At 36.7% G+C, this 19,633-nt stretch carries 21 protein-coding genes and 1 tRNA gene; 12 read left to right on the top strand and 10 right to left on the bottom strand.

Going from position 1 to position 19,633, the window contains the following annotated elements; translation table 11 throughout:
* Window positions 1–17 precede the first annotated feature (17 nt).
* The 8 genes from JM83_RS05145 to JM83_RS05175 all read right to left on the bottom strand — a co-directional run bounded on the left by JM83_RS05145 (window position 18) and on the right by JM83_RS05175 (window position 5,535).
* On the bottom strand, window positions 18–1,604 hold the full coding sequence (locus JM83_RS05145) for a type IV secretory system conjugative DNA transfer family protein (protein ID WP_144960010.1): 1,587 nt from the start codon (window positions 1,602–1,604) through the stop codon (window positions 18–20).
* Between the two features lie 9 nt (window positions 1,605–1,613).
* Window positions 1,614–2,645: a MobB family relaxase gene (gene mobB / locus JM83_RS05150; protein ID WP_144960012.1), complete on the bottom strand. Its 1,032-nt coding sequence runs from the start codon at window positions 2,643–2,645 to the stop codon at window positions 1,614–1,616.
* 10 nt (window positions 2,646–2,655) lie between these two features.
* Window positions 2,656–3,036 (bottom strand): BfmA/BtgA family mobilization protein, encoded by a 381-nt coding sequence (locus tag JM83_RS05155; protein ID WP_144960014.1) that lies wholly within the window; start codon window positions 3,034–3,036, stop codon window positions 2,656–2,658.
* A 431-nt stretch (window positions 3,037–3,467) separates the two neighbouring features.
* Window positions 3,468–3,665, bottom strand: a complete 198-nt coding sequence (locus JM83_RS05160; RefSeq protein WP_144960016.1) for a hypothetical protein — start codon at window positions 3,663–3,665, stop codon at window positions 3,468–3,470.
* A gap of 11 nt (window positions 3,666–3,676) precedes the next feature.
* A complete protein-coding gene (locus tag JM83_RS05165) occupies window positions 3,677–4,057 on the bottom strand; it encodes a DUF6876 family protein (RefSeq protein ID WP_144960018.1) in 381 nt (126 codons plus the stop codon).
* Window positions 4,058–4,135: 78 nt separating this feature from the next.
* Complete coding sequence (locus JM83_RS05170; RefSeq protein WP_144960020.1) at window positions 4,136–4,480, bottom strand: single-stranded DNA-binding protein; 345 nt, start codon at window positions 4,478–4,480, stop codon at window positions 4,136–4,138.
* An 84-nt stretch (window positions 4,481–4,564) separates the two neighbouring features.
* Window positions 4,565–4,702, bottom strand: coding sequence for a hypothetical protein (locus tag JM83_RS19085; protein WP_186435063.1), 138 nt, complete (start codon window positions 4,700–4,702; stop codon window positions 4,565–4,567).
* A gap of 750 nt (window positions 4,703–5,452) precedes the next feature.
* A tRNA-Leu gene (locus JM83_RS05175) sits at window positions 5,453–5,535 on the bottom strand.
* An 805-nt stretch (window positions 5,536–6,340) separates the two neighbouring features.
* On the opposite strand from JM83_RS05175, the gene JM83_RS05180 reads away from it, so the two are divergent.
* From JM83_RS05180 to JM83_RS05210, 7 genes are all read left to right on the top strand, one after another.
* On the top strand, window positions 6,341–6,817 hold the full coding sequence (locus tag JM83_RS05180; protein ID WP_144960022.1) for a GNAT family N-acetyltransferase: 477 nt from the start codon (window positions 6,341–6,343) through the stop codon (window positions 6,815–6,817).
* 400 nt (window positions 6,818–7,217) lie between these two features.
* Window positions 7,218–7,421, top strand: coding sequence for a hypothetical protein (locus JM83_RS05185; protein WP_144960024.1), 204 nt, complete (start codon window positions 7,218–7,220; stop codon window positions 7,419–7,421).
* A gap of 1 nt (window position 7,422) precedes the next feature.
* Window positions 7,423–8,187, top strand: coding sequence for a PD40 domain-containing protein (locus tag JM83_RS05190; protein ID WP_144960026.1), 765 nt, complete (start codon window positions 7,423–7,425; stop codon window positions 8,185–8,187).
* A 1-nt stretch (window position 8,188) separates the two neighbouring features.
* Entirely contained in the window at window positions 8,189–8,371 is a 183-nt protein-coding gene (locus JM83_RS05195; protein ID WP_144960028.1) for a hypothetical protein, read from the top strand.
* Between the two features lie 229 nt (window positions 8,372–8,600).
* Window positions 8,601–9,191, top strand: a complete 591-nt coding sequence (locus JM83_RS05200) for a HupE/UreJ family protein (protein WP_144960030.1) — start codon at window positions 8,601–8,603, stop codon at window positions 9,189–9,191.
* 102 nt (window positions 9,192–9,293) lie between these two features.
* Window positions 9,294–9,725, top strand: coding sequence for a deoxycytidylate deaminase (locus JM83_RS05205; RefSeq protein WP_144960032.1), 432 nt, complete (start codon window positions 9,294–9,296; stop codon window positions 9,723–9,725).
* Window positions 9,722–11,311 (top strand): S41 family peptidase, encoded by a 1,590-nt coding sequence (locus tag JM83_RS05210; protein ID WP_144960034.1) that lies wholly within the window; start codon window positions 9,722–9,724, stop codon window positions 11,309–11,311. Before JM83_RS05205 ends, JM83_RS05210 begins: the two co-directional genes overlap by 4 nt.
* A gap of 635 nt (window positions 11,312–11,946) precedes the next feature.
* Here the strand turns inward: JM83_RS05210 and JM83_RS05220 are convergent.
* Together JM83_RS05220 and JM83_RS05225 are read right to left on the bottom strand one after the other, a co-directional pair.
* Window positions 11,947–12,150 (bottom strand): hypothetical protein, encoded by a 204-nt coding sequence (locus JM83_RS05220; RefSeq protein ID WP_144960037.1) that lies wholly within the window; start codon window positions 12,148–12,150, stop codon window positions 11,947–11,949.
* Entirely contained in the window at window positions 12,147–12,722 is a 576-nt protein-coding gene (locus JM83_RS05225; protein ID WP_144960039.1) for a MarC family protein, read from the bottom strand. The genes JM83_RS05220 and JM83_RS05225 overlap by 4 nt, the downstream gene beginning before the upstream one ends.
* A gap of 145 nt (window positions 12,723–12,867) precedes the next feature.
* Here JM83_RS05225 and JM83_RS05230 point away from each other — a divergent pair, with 145 nt between their 5' ends.
* From JM83_RS05230 to dgt, 5 genes are all read left to right on the top strand, one after another.
* Window positions 12,868–13,437 (top strand): DUF3109 family protein, encoded by a 570-nt coding sequence (locus JM83_RS05230; protein WP_144960041.1) that lies wholly within the window; start codon window positions 12,868–12,870, stop codon window positions 13,435–13,437.
* 577 nt (window positions 13,438–14,014) lie between these two features.
* The gene (locus tag JM83_RS05235; RefSeq protein ID WP_144960044.1) at window positions 14,015–14,992 is read left to right on the top strand and encodes a ribonucleotide-diphosphate reductase subunit beta; all 978 of its coding nucleotides are present in this window, start codon (window positions 14,015–14,017) and stop codon (window positions 14,990–14,992) included.
* Between the two features lie 195 nt (window positions 14,993–15,187).
* A complete protein-coding gene (locus tag JM83_RS05240) occupies window positions 15,188–17,653 on the top strand; it encodes a ribonucleoside-diphosphate reductase subunit alpha (RefSeq protein ID WP_144960046.1) in 2,466 nt (821 codons plus the stop codon).
* A 262-nt stretch (window positions 17,654–17,915) separates the two neighbouring features.
* On the top strand, window positions 17,916–18,167 hold the full coding sequence (locus tag JM83_RS05245) for a GxxExxY protein (RefSeq protein WP_261376359.1): 252 nt from the start codon (window positions 17,916–17,918) through the stop codon (window positions 18,165–18,167).
* 105 nt (window positions 18,168–18,272) lie between these two features.
* Window positions 18,273–19,619: a dGTP triphosphohydrolase gene (dgt, locus tag JM83_RS05250; RefSeq protein ID WP_144963686.1), complete on the top strand. Its 1,347-nt coding sequence runs from the start codon at window positions 18,273–18,275 to the stop codon at window positions 19,617–19,619.
* The last annotated feature ends 14 nt before the right edge of the window (window positions 19,620–19,633 follow it).

A 19,633-nucleotide genomic window follows, 5' to 3' on the forward strand; every position in this document is an offset into this window, starting at 1 on the left:
AAGGCTATTTTTTTCAGTTAATCTTTAAAGAATATCGACCGTGCCTCCTCATAAATCCTCTCAAAATTAGCCTCCAAATCAACCTTTGAAAATTCTTTGGTATTTTTTGGAAGTTCTCTCTGTATCTTTTCCAATTTGAATTGCACCTTCTTATCCTTCCCATCTGCATAGGTAATAAATTCGCCTTGCTGTAACCGAAAAAATACGTCTGCCCTAATCTTGGGAATCTCTTTTTCTCCGGTAGTGATACGGGTATCAAAATCAAGATTATGACCACGACTGATACTTTTAGTCGGGTCTTTGATAATCTCAAAAAATCGCTCATAATATTTAGCAGTATCAGGATCGTTGACTTTTCCGAAGAATTGATAGGAAAGATTGCTCAAAATCGCTTTACTTGCCTTATCGCCATACATCATATCGTTTTGAATTTTGTCCTGCATCACATAAATCGTAGAAATATTATAGCTTCTAAGTGTTGCAGGAATACGATGCATATTCAATAAACGAATGGTTGGTGCTTCTTCCATTAACAGAAATGAAGGCTCGCTATTGCGGACGCTCATTTGCTTGGTAATGGTGTGAATAATTGTGGCAATTACGGGCGAGTAAGACGTTTCAAATTTGGGATTATTCACTATCGAAATCACGCAAGGATTTTCAGTACTATTAATATTTAACGGTACTTCGTCTGCGGACAACGCCATAAAAATTCGTTGGGTGCTAATTCGTTTCAGCGCATTGGCCAGGGTGCTTTTTACCCCTGCGGTCTGTCTTTCGGAATCCTTACCACTAATAAATGCATCAGCCATTGCTCTCGATGTTGTATTTGTTTCCAGAAATTGGATAAGGCTATCGGTATCCAAGAATTGATAAATAGCAATTAAGTGTGGTAGTGTACAGAATTGTGGATAGGTGGTCTTTAACTTCCAAATCAATCCACCAATCAAACCTTCCGCAGCATCGTTGAAAAATTTGGTTGTTCCCGTCGTTCCAGATTCCCTTTGCTCCAATAGGTTTTCAATCAATACCCGTGAAACCTCATTTACGCTTTCCTCGTTCTCTAAATAGCGTGGCGCAATAGGATTTGCCCTATGAATAATTTTATCAAAGGAAATGACCTTAAAAGGGATATCGCCACTTTTAAATAACGGATATGCCATTTCGGTCAGCTCAAAATCCTTATAATCGTGGATGATTCCACAAAAGCCCTGTTCTTGAAAGTGTTTGAGAAATCCGTAAACAACACTTTCGGTCTTTCCACTTCCGGCAGAACCGATGATAGATGCACCTCGCTTGATATTATCAATCTTGAAGTTTCCTTTGGTGGTTACAAAATTTACTTGGTATTTGGCATATGCAGTTTTGGGTTTGTCGGTTTTATGCAGAAAAACGTAAAGTCCTATATTAATCAGCATAAGTGGACAAACCAGATAAAGCAATATTTGGATTAACTCGTTTTCTTTGGAAAAGTAAACAATTGAGAAGCCGAGTATCAGGATATTAAAAATAAAAGCATATCGCGACACCCGAAACATTCCATAAAAAAGAGCGCTGGCAAAGCCAATTATGAGAAACACGGATAAAAAGTTTTCCAGCTGCATAATTCAAATTTAGATTCCGATGGAACTCGATTTAATGGCCACCTCGACACCTCGACGCAACCTGTTAAAAACTTTCATAGCCAATTGCGCCTGTGTAACGGGAATGCTCGGCATCATAGGAATACCAGCTTTACCCATTATTTTGGACGCCAATGCCTTTTCATTGGTGGGCAGCTTCATCAATGATGCAAAATAGATTTTCGGATTCTTGATGAAGTCCTTTCGTGCCTTATAGGTTTCCGCAAAGTTTCTTTTGTACCCAAAAGTTTTGTCAAAGGTTTTCTCCGCATTTGTAAAAAACTTGTCTCGGTCAAAGCCACGCTTTACATTTTTGCCGTGCATCTCAACTTCCGAAGCTTTGTGTTTGCTCCCTGGCGAAAGACTGAACGAATTGGATGCATCCTTGCGACTTACAATGATGTGAATATGACTTTGGTTTCCTGCTTTTGGCATTCCCTGTACAATGCGCTTTCCGTTCTGTTGATGTGGTGCTGCCTTTTCCAATTTTGAAATTTCCTTGTTCATTTTATTGATATTGCCTTCCGCTCGTCCATCTTGTACATTTCGGATTTCAGTTTTTAGCTGAAGTATTTTTGTGGCATAAGGTTGGTTTTCTTTAATCTGAAAATCTGTACCCTTAAAGATTCTTTGATGTTCAATTTTCGCATAGTATTTTATGTCATCGATTGTTATAGGTCGTCCATTGATTTCCCGATTAAAGGACTGAACGTAATCCTTCATCAGTTCACGAGTGTACTTTTTTAAATCTTCGCTACTTTTCTGTAATCTGTTCAATTCGTACTTCGATGGACTGACCGTTATAGAGTAAAATTTAGGTTCCGTCTTTTTGAGTTTTGCTCCATTTCCATCAATACCTTTTACCACTTCTTCAGCGGAAATCCCTTCGTCATATTGATTGAAAAAATGTTCCATATCCCGTTGTTCCAGACCTTCATTTTCTTTCTCTAAATAGCCTACAAAATCCGCTGAACTTTGTGAGTAGGTGCCTCCTAATTTTTGGGGTGTGATTGTGATATACATAGCTCAAAAATTAAAGTTCGTTGTTATGGTTTTTCTTTTCCTGAAATCTTACTTTCGACTTTTCTTCCATTGTTTTCTTTTCCAAAATCAAAGGTTTCTTTTTGGGTTCTTCCGTCTGAAAAAGCGATTCTATCATTGCGACCGTAGGTTTGGTCTGGGTCTTTTCCATATCCCTCATTATGGCAATGACCGCATTAATACGTTTCTTGATTGAAGCTTCGATTGTCCTTCCAGTTGGGCCTAATTTTTCCTTTGGCGAGATTTCATTGTAGAAGAAAAACTCGAGCATCGTGGACATTGCCTCTGTGTGCGATTTGAAGTGTGTGCGTGAGAATTCCTGGAAACGTTTGGCAGTTTCCTTTTTGAATCTAATGCCTGTAAATGAGTCCATATTTCGCCGATTTGTCGCAAATCCTTCCCTAAAAGTGGGCGTTTACAGGCTGTTTGTCGCAAATTGCTGAAGGTCAAGAAATTATCTATTTTTTCAAGTAGCTGAATATCAGCATTTTGAAAACGAAAAGGAGTGCTTAACATCGCATCGCGTGTTACCCTCTTGCTACTCCTTTTCGTTCGCCACAGGCGAACAAAAATTTCATACAATCTGGCTAAAAAGCCAATTGCCATTTTAAGGAAATAGAATTTCCGATATGTTATTTTTAGATGGGTAAGGTTATCGGCGAAAGTCGAAAATTGGATAACCCTACGTAAAATTGAATGCTGAATTTCAGCGAAATAAAGATACGGTTTTTTATTGAACTGAATTTAATTAAACAGAAAAACACCTCCAAAATTTAGAGGTGCTTCATCATTAAGTTCAGAAAATCAGATATTGAATATGAAGGTGTAGGAATACAAATTTCGCAATGCTTCTTCCTCTATCATAGTTTCAAAACAGGTATAATTTTCCTTTACGTATTTGCGAATACTGTCGCCAAATTTTCGTTCCACGTCTTTTTTGGAATCTTCCAAAAGGCGGTTTTGAGTCTCTTCGTTTAGGTCTGTAAAATTTAGATATACCATAGCTCTACATTTTAATATTCGCTTGGTAACATCAGCGTATTATTTACAAAAAATAAACGTAGTTCATCGAGCGGAAAATCTGTTGCTCTATAACCGTGTTTTTCTAAAATATTATCATTTCCGTCCGTGTAGATTATTTCGGCTTCGTAGCCTGTAAAATCCTGTTTTTCCTCGGACAATCTTTTGAAGTCTATGGTTACAAACTCGCTTCGGTTCATCAGGCTTTTTGCAATTACGGAAGTGTCCGTAATGAGCCAAAAACATTCGGCAGCTTCCGCCAAATATTTCAGTCCGTTGGTGTATCGGGTTCTCAATAAAGGTATTTGAAAAATAGTTTCTGAACCGTGAAAATGTTTCAAACCGTCCAAAATTTCGTTAACTTGTGCTTTCATTTTGATTTCTATTTATAGGATTAATAATGAAAAAGAGGGCGCAACTTTCGAGAGGAACGCCCTCTTTAATTTTAATGGCTATTTCCCGTTTTTAGTTCCGAGCAAAAGGATTTCTCTTGCTTCGACTTCGGTTACATAGCGTTGGTTTCCGTCGTCTGTGGTATAGGTTCGGGTACGTAGTTTTCCCGTGATACCAATTTCCTTACCCTTGCCTACATATTTTTCAACGATTTCGGCAATCTTGCCCCAAGCTACGACCGTGTGCCAATCTGTTGTTTGGGTTTTCTCGCCTTTATCATTCTTGTAGAATTCATTTGTGGCTATTGAAAAACGGGCTACTTTCTTACCGCTTTCAAGGTTTGTAATGGTTGGCTCTTGTCCAACGTTTCCGATTAACTGTACGTGATTTTTTAAAGTACTCATAATAAAATATTTAAGAATTGATTAAAATGCTATCCGAACCATTCAGATAGTTTGCGTTTCTATTCTTTTGAAGTGATTTACTTATTATATCTTGAGCGTTTTCCTTTTTTGTTTTTTTGGTGCCGCTTCCTTTTTGATGTTTTTGTAAGATTTCATAAGATTCATTTTAGATTTACTTCCCATAGCGCCTTCGCTGTTACCTTTTTTTTGTTGCTGATACATTTTCAATATTTTGAATTGATAAGGACTTATAAAAAGTGAAGTGCAACGCAACGGTTTATGCAGTCCGTTCAACTTCCAAATGTTGGTATTTTGCTGTCAAAAAAAGGGAATAACAGTGATGGTGCGGAGGTGGGTCTAAAGGCTTTTGTGAAGTACCCAAACATAGGAAGCGGCACCAAATGATTAAATGGAATTCCGATTTAGCGGACTCCGTTCACAGTTTCGGATTGGGAATGCAGTGTCCCGCTCCAGCGCAGCGGATCGGGTTAGCGGAATGGAAAGTAGAAATTGTGGATGGTGTCCAAGACTTTTGTAGGGAAGCTCTTTTCCCGGAATGTAGCTTTTCGCGAAATGTAGGGGAATGTGCTGAACGGGTTATGAAAACTGGTTATCCTTATTTAGTAGGATTTAAAGCGGACTGAACTTTAAAGATGGAGATTGGGAATGAAGTGTTCCTGCCGTATTTCAGGCAGGGTTAACGAAATGGAAATCGGAATCTTTGGAGTTTTGTTCAAGACTTTTATAGTGAAGCGCATTTACCGTAATGGAGTTTTTTGCGGAATGCAGGGGAATGGGCTGAGTGGTTTATGAAAACTAAATTTTATGAAAACAAGGATATAAAAATAATGAATTATAGTATTTGCCATCAAAAACCACTAATCTAAACGTGGTCAAAAAAGTAGCAAAATGTTGTACCTATGTTGTACCAAGTCATAAAAAAAGCTGAGATTTTCATCTCAGCTTTTTTAGTACCGAAGGCGGGAATCGAACCCGCAAGCCTTGTGAGCAATGGATTTTGAATCCATCGTGTCTACCAATTCCACCACTTCGGCATTCTTTTTTGCCTTTCTCAAATTTGGATTTTGAATCCAGCGCGTCTACCAATTCCGCCACTCGAGCTAGTGGAGGGCAAAATTATAAAAAAATAATCAACCACAACATAAAATCGTGCATTTTAATCTTTAAAAAGAAGAACTTTTTAAAAGCTGTCAAAAATGGGGGATTTCTCCCATATATTCAAGATTTCGATTCATCTTTATTATTGTGAACTTAGTTCTGCCTCTCCAATAATTATTGCTCTACCCTATTTACTAGCATTTCACACTAGGAGAGATGATAGTTTAATACGGATTGCAGAATTTTTATTTTTAGTAAGCAGCATAGCTGTAGTGGTATTTATCATGTTAAAGGTTACTGGTTAAAATGCACAATATCTCTAGATCACTTTTTCTTTCTTTACCAAGAAATACTCTTTTGGAAAGATTATCTATTCGCAAAATTAGTTTCATACATTCCACTAAGCATAAAATAATTGTTACTTTCAACTTCAGAAACGAGAACCAAGGAACCTTATTTTTTTATTCAAGAGAACCATTGACACTTTAGCGTATCAGGGAAATAAAAAAAGCGCCATCCTTTAGGAACTTATACTTCCCCACAAGTATAAGCTCTTTCTTGAACTGGCGCTTAATTAAAATTTTTATGCTTAAAGCATTGCCAAACTTAATTGATTTTACACTTCTTAATTACCAATTTCCATAAATTTAATAACATTATTAATTTTAATTTACAGTTAGATCAATTTAAAGTAAAACCGAAAATCTATTCGATATAAAGTATAACAACTCAATAAAAATTATGATTTTAGCCAATACCGCTTTTTTGAATTCCCAGGAAAAACAAGCCGTTTTCAAGCTTTGGAATCAGGAATACCCTAAAAGTTTGGGCTATTCTAAACTAGAAGAATTTGATAGTTATCTCCATGGGCTATCAGAATTACATCATGTTCTTGTTAAAGATGGATTCGGCAATATTGTGGCCTGGTATTCAGGCTTCAAAAGGGAAGATGGGATTTGGTTTGCCATGATTTTGAATGCTTCTATACAAGGAAAGGGAATTGGAACTAAGCTGCTAGAAATGGCGAAACAATCTAACCCATTATTGAATGGATGGTTGATAGACCACACAAATTATCTAAAAAATGACGGTTCTATTTATAGATCTCCTTTAAAGTTTTATTTGAGGAATGATTTCTTTGTCTTAAAGCAGGAAAGATTGGAATTACCCACTATTTCTGCTGTGAAAATAAGATGGATGGCCTTAAAACAAGATTAATTTAAAAATTTCGACTGTTTACTTCAGGATTCAACCTATTGAAATCATTTTAGAGGCTGAGTTTTCAAAAATCAGTACTTTCAAGAAAACTTTTATAGCATGCAAACATTAATAGTATCACTCGCATTGTTCTTTTGCACGCTATTTAGCCTAGCCCAAACCAGCTGTACTTGTTGTACAGCAAATCATCAGTAATTTGATTTTTGGGTTGGGGATTGGGATGTCTATGATACATCCGGAAAAAATAGGCGAGAACAAAATCTAAAAATTAGAGGACGATTGCATTGTAAGCAAAAACTGGAAGGGCGCAACCGGTGGTACTGGGAAAAGCTATAACTATTACAATGCAGCAGATTCTATCTGGAACCAGGTTTGGATCGCAAATTCTGGAAATAACTTGATGTTAAAAGGAAAGGCATCTCCAAATAAAATGACTTTAAAAAGTGAGATGGTTCAAAATGAAAAAGGAACCTATTACAATCGGGTAATATGGACAAAAAATGAAGATGGCAGCGTTACTCAACTTTGGGAAATATTGGACACAAAGGATCAGGATCAGCTTATTTCCGTTGCTTTTGAAGGCATCTATAAATTAAAAAAATAAAATGCAGTACAACCTACTTTCTATTTTTTGTTTCCTATTCTTCATTATGAATCTTTCTGCTCAAACACCAGAACCTGTAGATCTGGCGTTTCCAGAATTGCTTTCAGAGTTTCAAAATATTCGGGATTTCAGCATGGCTTCAGATGGAACAGAACTGTTTTTTACAGCACAAAGCCATTTAGGAGAGTTGTCCATCATTGTACAAGCTATAAAGAAAAATAGTTCGTGGGAAACGAAGCTTTTCCTGCCACATTCGGGCAAGTATAAAGATCTGGAACCCTTTTTGTCACCCGATGGTTTAAAATTATATTTTGCCTCTAATCGCCCTTTTAAAAATGAATCAGAAATAAAAACCGACTTTGACATTTGGTATTTAGAACGTAAAAGTCAAGATGATAAATGGTCCGACCCAATTAATATTGGCACTTCAGTTAACACTGAATTCCATGAATTTTATCCTCCCGTTGCAGCTAATGAAAATTTATATTTCACCAGTGATCGGCCAGAGGGAAAAGGAAAGGATGATATTTATAAAAGTGAATGGAATTCCAATTCATATAAAACACCAATTTCTTTAAGTGATTCCATAAATTCCGAAGGCTATGAATTCAATGCGTATATCTCACCAAAGGAGGACTTTTTAATCTTTAGCGGATATGACCGTGAAGATGGTTTAGGAAGTGGGGATCTTTATAAAAGCACTAGACTAAAAGACGGTCAATTGGAAACTATCCCAAAATTTAGGCACTACCATAAATTCAGATAAAATGGATTATTGCCCATTTATAGACTACACAACCAACACTCTTTATTTTACAAGTAAAAGAAGTGGGATCATGGCTAAAGAATTCTTGATATTGGAAGATTTTAAAACAGCATTGAAAATTTCAGAAAATGGACAAAGCAAAATTTATAAAGTGAACTTCAACCCAAATCAGCTCTTGAATTGAACATTTGATCCCTCAATAAGGATTTAACTTCCCGCATCATTCCTCTAATTTTAAACGTATTTATCTCCCCATGGGCATCAGGAGACCTCTCGGGAACATGTCCAAAATTCTAGATAACGCTTCCAAAACAGTTCTTTTCAAGGAATAATTTCATCATCAAAAATGATGAAATCATATTTTTGCCAACTCTATAATAAATTGTATTTTCGGGCTTTAGCACTCCCACAATATGTCTGAATTTTGGTTGTATTTTAGATTGGGCTTGGAGCATGTCCTGGACTGGATGGCCTACGATCATGTATTGTTTTTAATGGTTTTAGTTGCAGCCTATTCGTTTAGTAGCTGGAAACGGGTCTTATGGCTGGTAAGCATTTTTACAATTGGACATACCCTCTCCCTCTTTCTGGCTGTTTATGATGTTGCAAAAGTAGATGCATCTTGGGTAGAATTATTAATCGTATTAACAATTCTTTTTACAGCTTTTTATAATATCATCTCCGCAAAGAAAAGGGAACATCAAAGGAATATCAATATTCTTTATTTTAGCACGGCGTTCTTTGGAATTATACATGGGCTTGGGTTTTCAAGATATTTTAAAATGATCTTTCCAGATGCTTCAAAAAAGTTTTTCCCGCTTATAGAGTTCGCCCTAGGAATTGAAGCGGCCCAAATTATTGTGGTGCTTTCTGTCTTAATAATATCTTTTATACTTCAAAACATGTTTCGTGTTACAAGAAGAGATTGGATTTTAGTAATTTCAGCAATTGTAATTGGCATTATACTACCACTTTTAAAAGATACCATTCAAGCCATTTGGTGAAAATTTTATGCTATAAATTGTTTTAACCCGTGTCTCACAATATTTTAGCAAGCTTTTTGTTTAAAGCTTACTGAACTTTATAGAAGGAAATTATTTAAAAATATGCAGAAAGAAAAGCAGTTAAAATTTGATAAAGCTTATTTAAGAATAGCGAATGAGTGGGGAAAGCTCTCTCATTGCAAACGAAAACAAGTTGGTGCGCTTATTGTGAAAGATAGAATGATAATTTCCGACGGATACAATGGCACCCCTACCGGTTTTGAGAATTATTGTGAAGATGAGGAAGGCTATACAAAATGGTATGTCCTACATGCCGAAGCCAACGCAATTTTAAAGGTCGCTTCTTCTACACAATCTTGCCAAGGTGCCACCCTTTACATCACGATGTCGCCTTGCAAGGAATGTAGTAAATTGATTCATCAAGCTGGTATTACCAGAATTGTATACGAAATTGGATATAAAGACAACACTGGATTGGAATTTTTAGAGAGAGCCGGGATAGAATTGGACCAAGTAACAGATTTAGACAATTGAAGAAAAAACACAAAATATACCTTCCTTTATTATTGGGCTTAGCTTGTGCCGTGGGGATTCTACTAGGTGCCAAGTTAAATTTTGCCCCAGATCAAAAAGGGCTTTTTTCTTCCAATTCCAAGAAAGAGAAGCTCAATAGGCTTATAGATTATATAGACTACGAATATATAGATGAGGTAAATACCGATAGCATTGTAGATGTAACTGTAAATAGGATCTTGGAAAATTTGGATCCACATTCTGTTTATATCCCAAAGAACGAATATGCCGGGGTAACCGAAAATATGAAAGGGGATTTTGTGGGCATTGGAGTGAGTTTTTACAATGTCCAAGACACTATCGTGGTAATTCAGGCCATGACCGGTGGGCCCAGTGAAAAGTTGGGTATACGCGGTGGCGATAGAATTCTTTATGCCAACGACAAACAACTTTTTGACAAGCAAATAAGCAACGACTCTATAATTGCACAACTAAAGGGCACCGAGGACTCCAGGGTTACGCTCACAGTTTTGCGAAAAGGGCTGAACAAGTTGCTGAAGTTTAATGTGAAACGTTCTAAAGTGCCATTAAAAAGCGTGGATGCCGCTTATATGCTGAACTCAAATCTTGGGTATATAAAAGTCAATCGTTTTTCTGAAACAACTTATAAAGAATTTAAAGCAAGTCTTCATGAATTAAAAAACGAGGGTGCCACACAAATTGCCATAGACCTTAGGGATAACCCCGGAGGATACCTTTCCGAAGCTATTAATATAGTTGATGAATTTTTGGAAGATGGACAACTCATTTTATTTACAAAAAATAAGAAAGGAACGATAGAAGAAACTTTTTCCAATAAAAAAGGAGCTTTCGAAAAAAACAAACTTTTCGTGCTCATTAATGAAAACTCGGCTTCGGCAAGCGAAATTGTCGCGGGCGCATTTCAAGATAACGACCGCGGAACCATTGTTGGAAGGCGTTCTTATGGGAAAGGCCTTGTACAAAGGGAAATGGAGTTAGGCGATGGAAGTGCGGTGAGACTCACCATTGCAAGATATTACACCCCAACAGGAAGATCGATACAAAAATCATATGAAATGGGAAATGAAGCCTATTTCAATGATTATATCCTGAGGTATAAAAATGGGGAAATGACCAATGGAGATAGCATTCACGTCACAGATTCTCTACGTTACGAAACTCCTGGAGGAAAAATAGTTTATGGTGGAGGTGGAATAATTCCAGACATCTTCGTCGCCAAGGACACCAATATGGAGCGGGAAAATATTACCTATGCTCTTAGAATGGGACTCTTCAGTAGATTTGTATTTGAAGAATTGGAGAAAAACAGGTCCTATTATAATGGACTTTCATGGAAGGATTTTTACAAAGGCGAAATCGTTACAGATAGCACGGTCGAGAACTTTTTGGCATATATGAAAAGTCAGAATGTACCAATGAAGGTCAATAATTATCAACCTCTAATAAAGAAATATATCAAAGCAGTGATGGCAGAACAACTTTTTGGCACCAATGAATTTCAGCGGATTATTAATGAAAATGACCGAATTGTTGATAAAGTGATAGAATTATCACTTACAAACTAGTATATTCGTAGCCACTTTGGATGCTTACAACGACTATACGGCCATTTTTCTTTTACTCTCTCCTTTGTTCTTTTACATTGTAGCAGTGAGTTTCCGCCTTTTAGACAATAGTGCGCTATTATTCTTACAAAAGGATATCTTGGTAGATTCTTCAAACGTTTCCTTGGGTGACATTAAAGATCAAATAAATTCTTCAGCAGACTATCAATTTAAATTAAAACTCAAAAGGGCTTTATTATACAGAAAGTTGCATCGGGTATTTATCATCTTAATGATTGCTGCGCTTCCTGTTACAGTCGTGACTTACTTCACTTTATTCTAATTTGCACAAAACTAAATTTTTTTGTCATCCAAATGAGAGGCACAAAGATTTTTAGTAGTCAAACCGATCCTAAAGCTCATTGTATTATTAACAAATAACCACTATTATTTAATTTAACTAGGTGACTTGAGAGTTTTGAAAAAAGTGATTTTTTTGGATAAGCGCTTTGGCCACAAAAATGATAAGGAGCACAAAAACAGGCAATTAGTTATAAAAAATCAACCTAATTCTTTTATATTTTTAAATTCCATCAGTTGAAAGTAAAATCTTACGCATAAAATAAAGCTATAAGATTTATCTTACACATTTAGACTTATTTCTTCTCACCAATTTTGCGGTCTATCGCTTTAGAGGTCAATAAAACTGAAAGTAGCACGATTACACAAGCCGCAGCTACAACCCCAATTAAGGCAATGGCACTATCTTTACTTAAAAGATCATCGAAGTTCAAAACAGTTGTATTATAGACTATAACAACAACCGATAGCGCGATTAATAGATAGATAAATATTCTCATTTAAATAAATTTTGAATGTTAGCAGCAAATAATTTTACAGCAATCGCCAATAAAATTACTCCAAATATTTTTCGGATCACATTGATTCCTTGTTTTCCTAGAAAATGCTCGATTTTGTTTGAAGATTTTAGCACTATGTAGACAAAAACAATATTGATTATTATGGCTACAATTATATTAATAGCATCATATTCAGCTCTAAGCGACAGTAAAGTGGTCATGGTTCCGGCCCCGGCAATAAGCGGAAATGCCAATGGAACAATTGCCGAAGTTTCGGGTGTCTCATCTTTATATAATGTAATTCCCAAAATCATTTCCAATGCTAAAAAAAACAAGATAAAAGCACCTGCAACGGCGAAAGAGTTTACATCTATTCCTATAAGTTTTAAAATCTCTGCACCCACAAAAAGGAACAGCACCATTAAAATACCAGCGACTATAGTAGCCTTTTCACTTTGAATATGACCCGCTTTTTTCCTTAGGTCTATAATAATTGGGATACTCCCAATAATATCTATTACTGCAAATAAGATCATAGTGGCACTACCAATTTCCCTGATATCAAACTTCATAACAACATACATTAAAATAGTGGCAAAATTACGTTTAAAATATAGAAAGAAAATAAAATCCCAAGGAAATTTAAGAAAGTCGAATTCTTTAAAAAAGCCCATATAAAGAGATCAAAAATTCAGTTTATATAATATATTTGCGGCTATGTTCCAAATAGGTAAAACCATCATTTCTGAAGATATAATCCAAAAGGATTTTGTGTGCAATCTCTCTGCATGTAAAGGAGCGTGCTGCATCGATGGTGATGCGGGAGCACCTTTGGACAAAGAGGAAACCTTGATTTTAAAAGAGCTCTATCCCAAAGTGAAACCTTTTCTTCGGAAGGAAGGAATTGCTGCAATAGAAGCCCAGGGCACTTCTATCACTACAGAAGACGGAGAATTGGAAACACCCCTGATAGAGGGTGCAGATTGCGCCTATGTGACATTCGACAATAGAGGAACTGCACTGTGCGGAATCGAAGAAGCATATAATCAAGGGGAAATCGATTGGAAAAAGCCCGTTTCTTGTCATTTATATCCGGTTAGGGTTCAAGATTATTCAGAATTTGCTGCTGTGAACTACCATCACTGGCATATTTGTGATGATGCCTGCACCCTTGGAAAAGAACTCCAGGTCCCAGTCTATAAATTTGTAAAACAGGCATTGGTTAGGAAATTTGGTGAAGATTGGTATGAAGAACTCGAAAAGGTTGCTGCAAATCTAAATAAATAATAAAATTTTCAATAATCCGCTAATTATTAGTTAATTATAATTGTAGGTTATATTTGGAAATGTATTGTTGAAAACAGTATACTACCCCGCACTATTTTAGTATTCCCCTTTCCCCCTTTTTTAATTAATCTTAGCTTCTGAATCCTTCATATACCAAAAAGGAACCCGTGCTGTTTTCAATCTTAACAATATTCATAATGAATGCTTCATTGGCACAAAATGCTTCTCAATTGCACTTTCTTACATTTTTATTTTAAAAACTTCCAACATACCTCTGTTAAATATTCTTTCAAAATTTGCAATTGTTAATAGCTCTAAAATTTGCGTGCAACAGTCTGCTGTAAAGGGATGAGGATCTAAAGTAGCTACTTTTTTAATTTTTTACAAAAATTAATAATATACTATATACCAGTATTTTAAATAACAAAATTCACTTTTTTTTAAGAATATAAGAACAGGCTTGTGTTAAAAACTTTGTTGAAAACGTTTGTCCATTTTCCTTTCAAAATCTATTAGATTTTTCAATATTTGTTTAAGCGGGAATTTCACGTTTAAATCACAAAAAAACCACTAATCTATGGCACAACTTGAACCCATTTTACAAGAGAACAAGGATCGTTTTGTAATTTTTCCCATCAAACACCACGATATTTGGGATTGGTATAAAAAAATGGAAGCCAGCTTTTGGACTGCTGAAGAGATCGATCTTCATCAAGACCTTACAGACTGGAACAACAAGTTGAATGCAGATGAGCGGTATTTTATAAAACATATCCTTGCGTTTTTTGCGGCCTCCGATGGGATTGTGAATGAAAACCTTGCCGAGAATTTCGTGAACGAAGTTCAATATGCCGAGGCAAAATTCTTTTACGGGTTCCAGATCATGATGGAAAATATCCATTCTGAAACGTACTCCTTGCTTATAGATACTTATGTGAAGGATGAAAAAGAAAAAGATCAGCTGTTTCACGCTATAGAGACTTTTCCTGCCATCAAGAAAAAAGCAGATTGGGCCTTACAGTGGATAGAATCCGATTCTTTTGCTGAAAGATTGATCGCATTTGCTGCCGTTGAAGGAATCTTCTTTTCTGGAGCATTCTGTTCCATCTTCTGGTTGAAGAAACGTGGATTGATGCCCGGATTGACCTTTTCTAACGAATTGATTTCCCGTGACGAAGGTGTACACTGTGACTTTGCAGTGCATTTGCACCAAAACCACATTGTAAATAAGGTGCCAAAAGAACGTATTCGCGCTATTATTACCGATGCACTTATCATTGAACGTGAGTTCATTACCGAATCTTTACCTGCCAGCCTTATTGGTATGAACGCTAAATTAATGACAGAATATCTGGAATTTGTTGCAGATAGATTGTTGGTGGAATTTGGCTGTGAAAAAGAATACGGCAGTGCAAATCCATTTGACTTTATGGATATGATCAACCTACAAGGGAAAACAAACTTCTTTGAAAAACGGGTAGGGGAATATCAAAAAGCAGGTGTGATGAACAAGGATAAAGACACCGATAAAATAAGTTTTGACGCCGACTTTTAACTAAGCGTCATTATTGGGTACGATCGTGTCCCCCAACACGATTGTATTTAATGTTTTTTACAACCCAAAAATATTCGAAAAACCGAGTTTGAGAACCCCTGATTTCTCGATTTCCACTTTTCGGTTACTATATGAATTTTTGTTTGGATCCTATGAATTTTCATAAGATACAAGCCCACTAAACACCATAAGCCTATGTATGTACAAAAAAGAGACGGCCGTAAGGAGCCCGTTATGTTCGACAAAATTACAGCCAGAATTAGAAAATTATGTTATGGCCTAAACGAAATAGTAGATCCGCTTAAGGTGGCGATGCGTGTAATAGAAGGACTGTACGATGGGGTTACCACTAGCGAACTGGATAATTTGGCGGCAGAAGTTTCTGCCACCATGACGACTTCCCATCCAGATTATGCAAGGCTTGCAGCTAGAATTTCGATTTCTAACCTCCACAAGAACACCAAAAAGACATTTTCTGAAGTGATGACAGACCTTTATGAATATGTAAATCCAAGAACCGGAAAAAAAGCACCGCTTTTAGCAGAGGAGGTTCAAAAAGTGATTCAGGAGAACAAAGAATTGCTGGATTCTACCATTATATATAATCGCGATTTCAATTATGACTACTTCGGATTTAAAACCCTGGAACGCTCGTATTTATTAAAACTGAATGGAAAAATAGCAGAGCGCCCACAACATATGTTGATGCGTGTTTCTATCGGGATCCATATACATGATATTGATGCTGCACTGGAAACTTACGACTTAATGTCCAAGAAGTTCTTTACGCATGCAACTCCAACCTTGTTCAATTCTGGAACCCCAAAACCACAAATGTCATCTTGCTTTCTCCTTACCATGAAAGATGATAGTATAGATGGTATTTACGACACGCTAAAGCAAACCGCCAGGATTTCACAATCGGCCGGCGGAATAGGTTTATCTATCCATAACGTTCGTGCTACCGGATCTTACATTTCCGGGACCAACGGTACTTCGAACGGGATTGTACCAATGCTTCGCGTATTTAACGATACGGCAAGGTATGTAGATCAAGGTGGAGGAAAACGCAAAGGATCTTTTGCAATGTATGTAGAGCCCTGGCATGCAGATATTTTCGATTTCTTGGATCTTAAGAAGAACCACGGAAAAGAAGAAATGCGCGCACGCGATCTTTTTTATGCTATGTGGATCCCAGATCTTTTCATGCAGCGTGTAGAGCAAGATTCCACTTGGACCTTAATGTGCCCTAATGAATGCCCTGGCCTTTTTGATATTCACGGAGATGAGTTTGATGCATTGTACTTAAAATATGAAGCAGAGGGAAAAGGAAGAAAAACCATAAAAGCACGCGAATTATGGGAAAAAATCCTGGAATCCCAGGTAGAGACCGGGACGCCATATATGTTGTATAAAGATGCAGTAAACAGAAAATCCAATCAGAAGAACCTTGGAACTATTCGCTCTTCCAACCTTTGTACAGAGATCATGGAATACACCAGCCCAGATGAGGTGGCTGTATGTAACTTGGCTTCCATTGCGTTGCCAATGTTTGTAAAAGGAAAGGAGTTTGACCATAAAGAACTTTATAGGATCACAAAAAGGGTAATTAAAAATTTGAATAAGGTAATCGATAGAAACTACTACCCGGTTAAAGAAGCAGAAAATTCCAATATGCGCCACCGTCCTGTTGGATTGGGAGTGCAAGGATTGGCAGATGCTTTTATAAAACTGAGAATGCCATTTACCAGTGACGAGGCAAAAACCTTGAATCAGGAAATTTTTGAAACCTTGTATTTCGCTTCTGTAACCGCTTCTATGGAATTGGCCAAAGAAGAAGGTCCCTATTCCACCTTTAAAGGTTCTCCAATAAGTCAAGGGGAATTTCAATATAATATGTGGGGAATTAAAGATGAAGATTTAAGCGGACGTTGGGATTGGGCAAAATTGCGCAAACAAGTGATGAAAAACGGAGTTAGAAACTCGTTGTTAATGGCACCTATGCCAACAGCTTCGACATCCCAAATCCTTGGAAACAATGAAGCTTTCGAACCTTACACTTCCAATATTTATACTAGAAGAGTACTTTCTGGAGAGTTTATAGTAGTGAACAAGCACTTACTGGAAGATCTTGTAGAACGCAAACTATGGACAGAAGATGTGAAAAATGCCATTTTACGTGCCAATGGGTCTGTACAAGGAATAGATGTTATTCCAGACGATCTTAAGGAACTGTACAAAACTGTTTGGGAACTAAGCATGAAGGACATTATAGATATGTCCAGGCACAGGGGCTATTTTATAGATCAGTCGCAATCGCTTAACCTGTTCATGGAAAATGCGAATTACAGCAAGCTTACCTCTATGCATTTTTATGCATGGAAAAGCGGACTAAAAACCGGGATGTATTACCTAAGGACCAAGAGTGCGGTAGACGCCATTAAATTCACCCTTAAAAAGGAAACCAAAAAAGAACCGGTATTGGAATCTTATGCTGAATTGGCACAACCAGATGAGGTAGTTCAAACCAAACCACAAGAAGAAGCGGCAGTGGCTCCAGTGGTTGCAGCAGGAAATGCACTATCTCCAGACGAATTGCGTGCTCTTATTGCCCAAGCCAAGGAGGCCGAAGGCGACGATTGCTTAATGTGTGGGTCTTAAAATTGAATTTTTTACCCCAACCAATATATAGTTACAATTAACTAAAGGGAAGTATTCGCAAGTTTACTTCCCTTTTTTAAAATGAAATTATAAGCCCGCAGATTTCGCCGATAAACGCAGAAAAGTAAAATTGCATTATGGATGAAAATGAAATTTCTTATAAAATTAGAGGTGCTATATTCAATATTTGTAACAATTTAGCCCATGTATTTTGGAATCGATTTATGTAACAACGTTACAATATGAACTTCAAAAACAAAATTTGAATGTAAAGAGAGTAGCTCCCGTTCCAGTATACTACGAAGGCGAAAAATTAGAAATTGGATTCCGGATAGATCTGTTAATTGAAGATAGAGTGATTATAGAAGTGAAATCTGTCGAGAACTTAGCCGAAGTTCATCATAAACAAACAATCACGTATTTAAAGCTCACAAAATTAAAATTGGCTATTTTAGTCAATTTTAATGTCGAAAATATAAACTCTGGCATATTTAGGAAAGTAAATGGATTATAGTAAGTTTATTCTTGTATTCAAATATGGTGAGATAAGAAATAGAAAGATTGCATAAAAATCTGCGGAAATTAGCAAAATCTGCGGGAGAAATAAAATTACAATATGATGAATTGGGAACAATTGCTGTCTTTAAAAAGATACGGAGACACAAATAAAAGATTAAGAAAAGAGCAAAATGAAACCCGCCTTGGGTTTGAAGTAGATTACGACAGAATTATATTTTCTTCAGCATTTAGAAGTCTGCAAGATAAAACCCAGGTAATCCCACTTTCCAAAACAGATTTTGTACACACTCGTTTAACCCACAGTTTAGAAGTATCGGTTGTTGGAAGATCTTTGGGAAGGCTTGCAGGGCAAAAGATCCTGGAGAAACATCCACAACTTAGGGAAACCCATGGCTACAAGATGAACGATTTTGGGGCTATTGTAGCTGCGGCTGCCTTGGCACATGATATTGGAAATCCCCCATTTGGCCATTCTGGTGAAAAAGCAATAGGAGAATACTTCAGCCTAGGCAACGGGAAACGTTTTAAAAAGCAACTTTCAGAAAAAGAATATCAGGACCTTATAAAATTTGAAGGAAATGCCAATGGCTTCAAGATCCTTACCGAAAACAGGCCCGGGATAGAAGGTGGACTTCGTTTATCTTATGCTACTTTAGGAGCATTTATAAAGTATCCAAAAGAATCCCTTCCGCATAAACCCACAAAAAATATAGGAGACAAGAAATTTGGCGTCTTTCAAGCAGAAAAGGAAATATTCGAAGAGATCGCACAGGAATTAGGCCTTAAAAATGTAAGAAACGGGGAATTTACTGCCTTTTCACGTCATCCATTGGCATTTCTAGTGGAAGCAGCCGATGATATTTGCTACACGATCATCGATTTTGAAGATGGCATCAATCTAGGATTGATAGATGAAGAATATGCCTTAGAGTATTTAATAAAGCTTGTAAAAAATAGTATTAACACCTCAAAATACAATTCGCTTACCAGCACGGCAGATAGGTTGAGCTATTTACGCGCTTTGGCAATTAACACCTTGATCACAGAAGCCGTTGAAATTTTTCTGGAAAATGAAGACGCTATATTGAAAGGAGAGTTTCATGAAGCCCTGTTCGATAAAAGCAGTTACGAAGCGCAAATCAAGGATATTATTAAAATTTCAGTAGAAAAAATATACCAGAGCGAAGATGTTATAAACAAAGAGATTGCGGGGTACAAAATGCTATCCCATCTTTTAGATACCTATACCGAGGCTTTTCTACCAGAATCCCTGGAATTAGATGGCTCCAATTATAATAATTTAGTTAGGAAATCTGTTCTGAAATTAAAGGATCAAGAGGGGCAATCTGTTTATGAAACTTTAATACAACTTTGTTCCTATACTGCTTCTTTAACAGATGGAATTACGGTAGCTTCATTTGAAAAATATCAAGGCCTAAAAATTTAATTTTCACTGTTTTA

The sequence above is a fragment of the Gillisia sp. Hel_I_86 genome, assembly GCF_007827275.1.
Lineage (GTDB): Bacteria > Bacteroidota > Bacteroidia > Flavobacteriales > Flavobacteriaceae > Gillisia.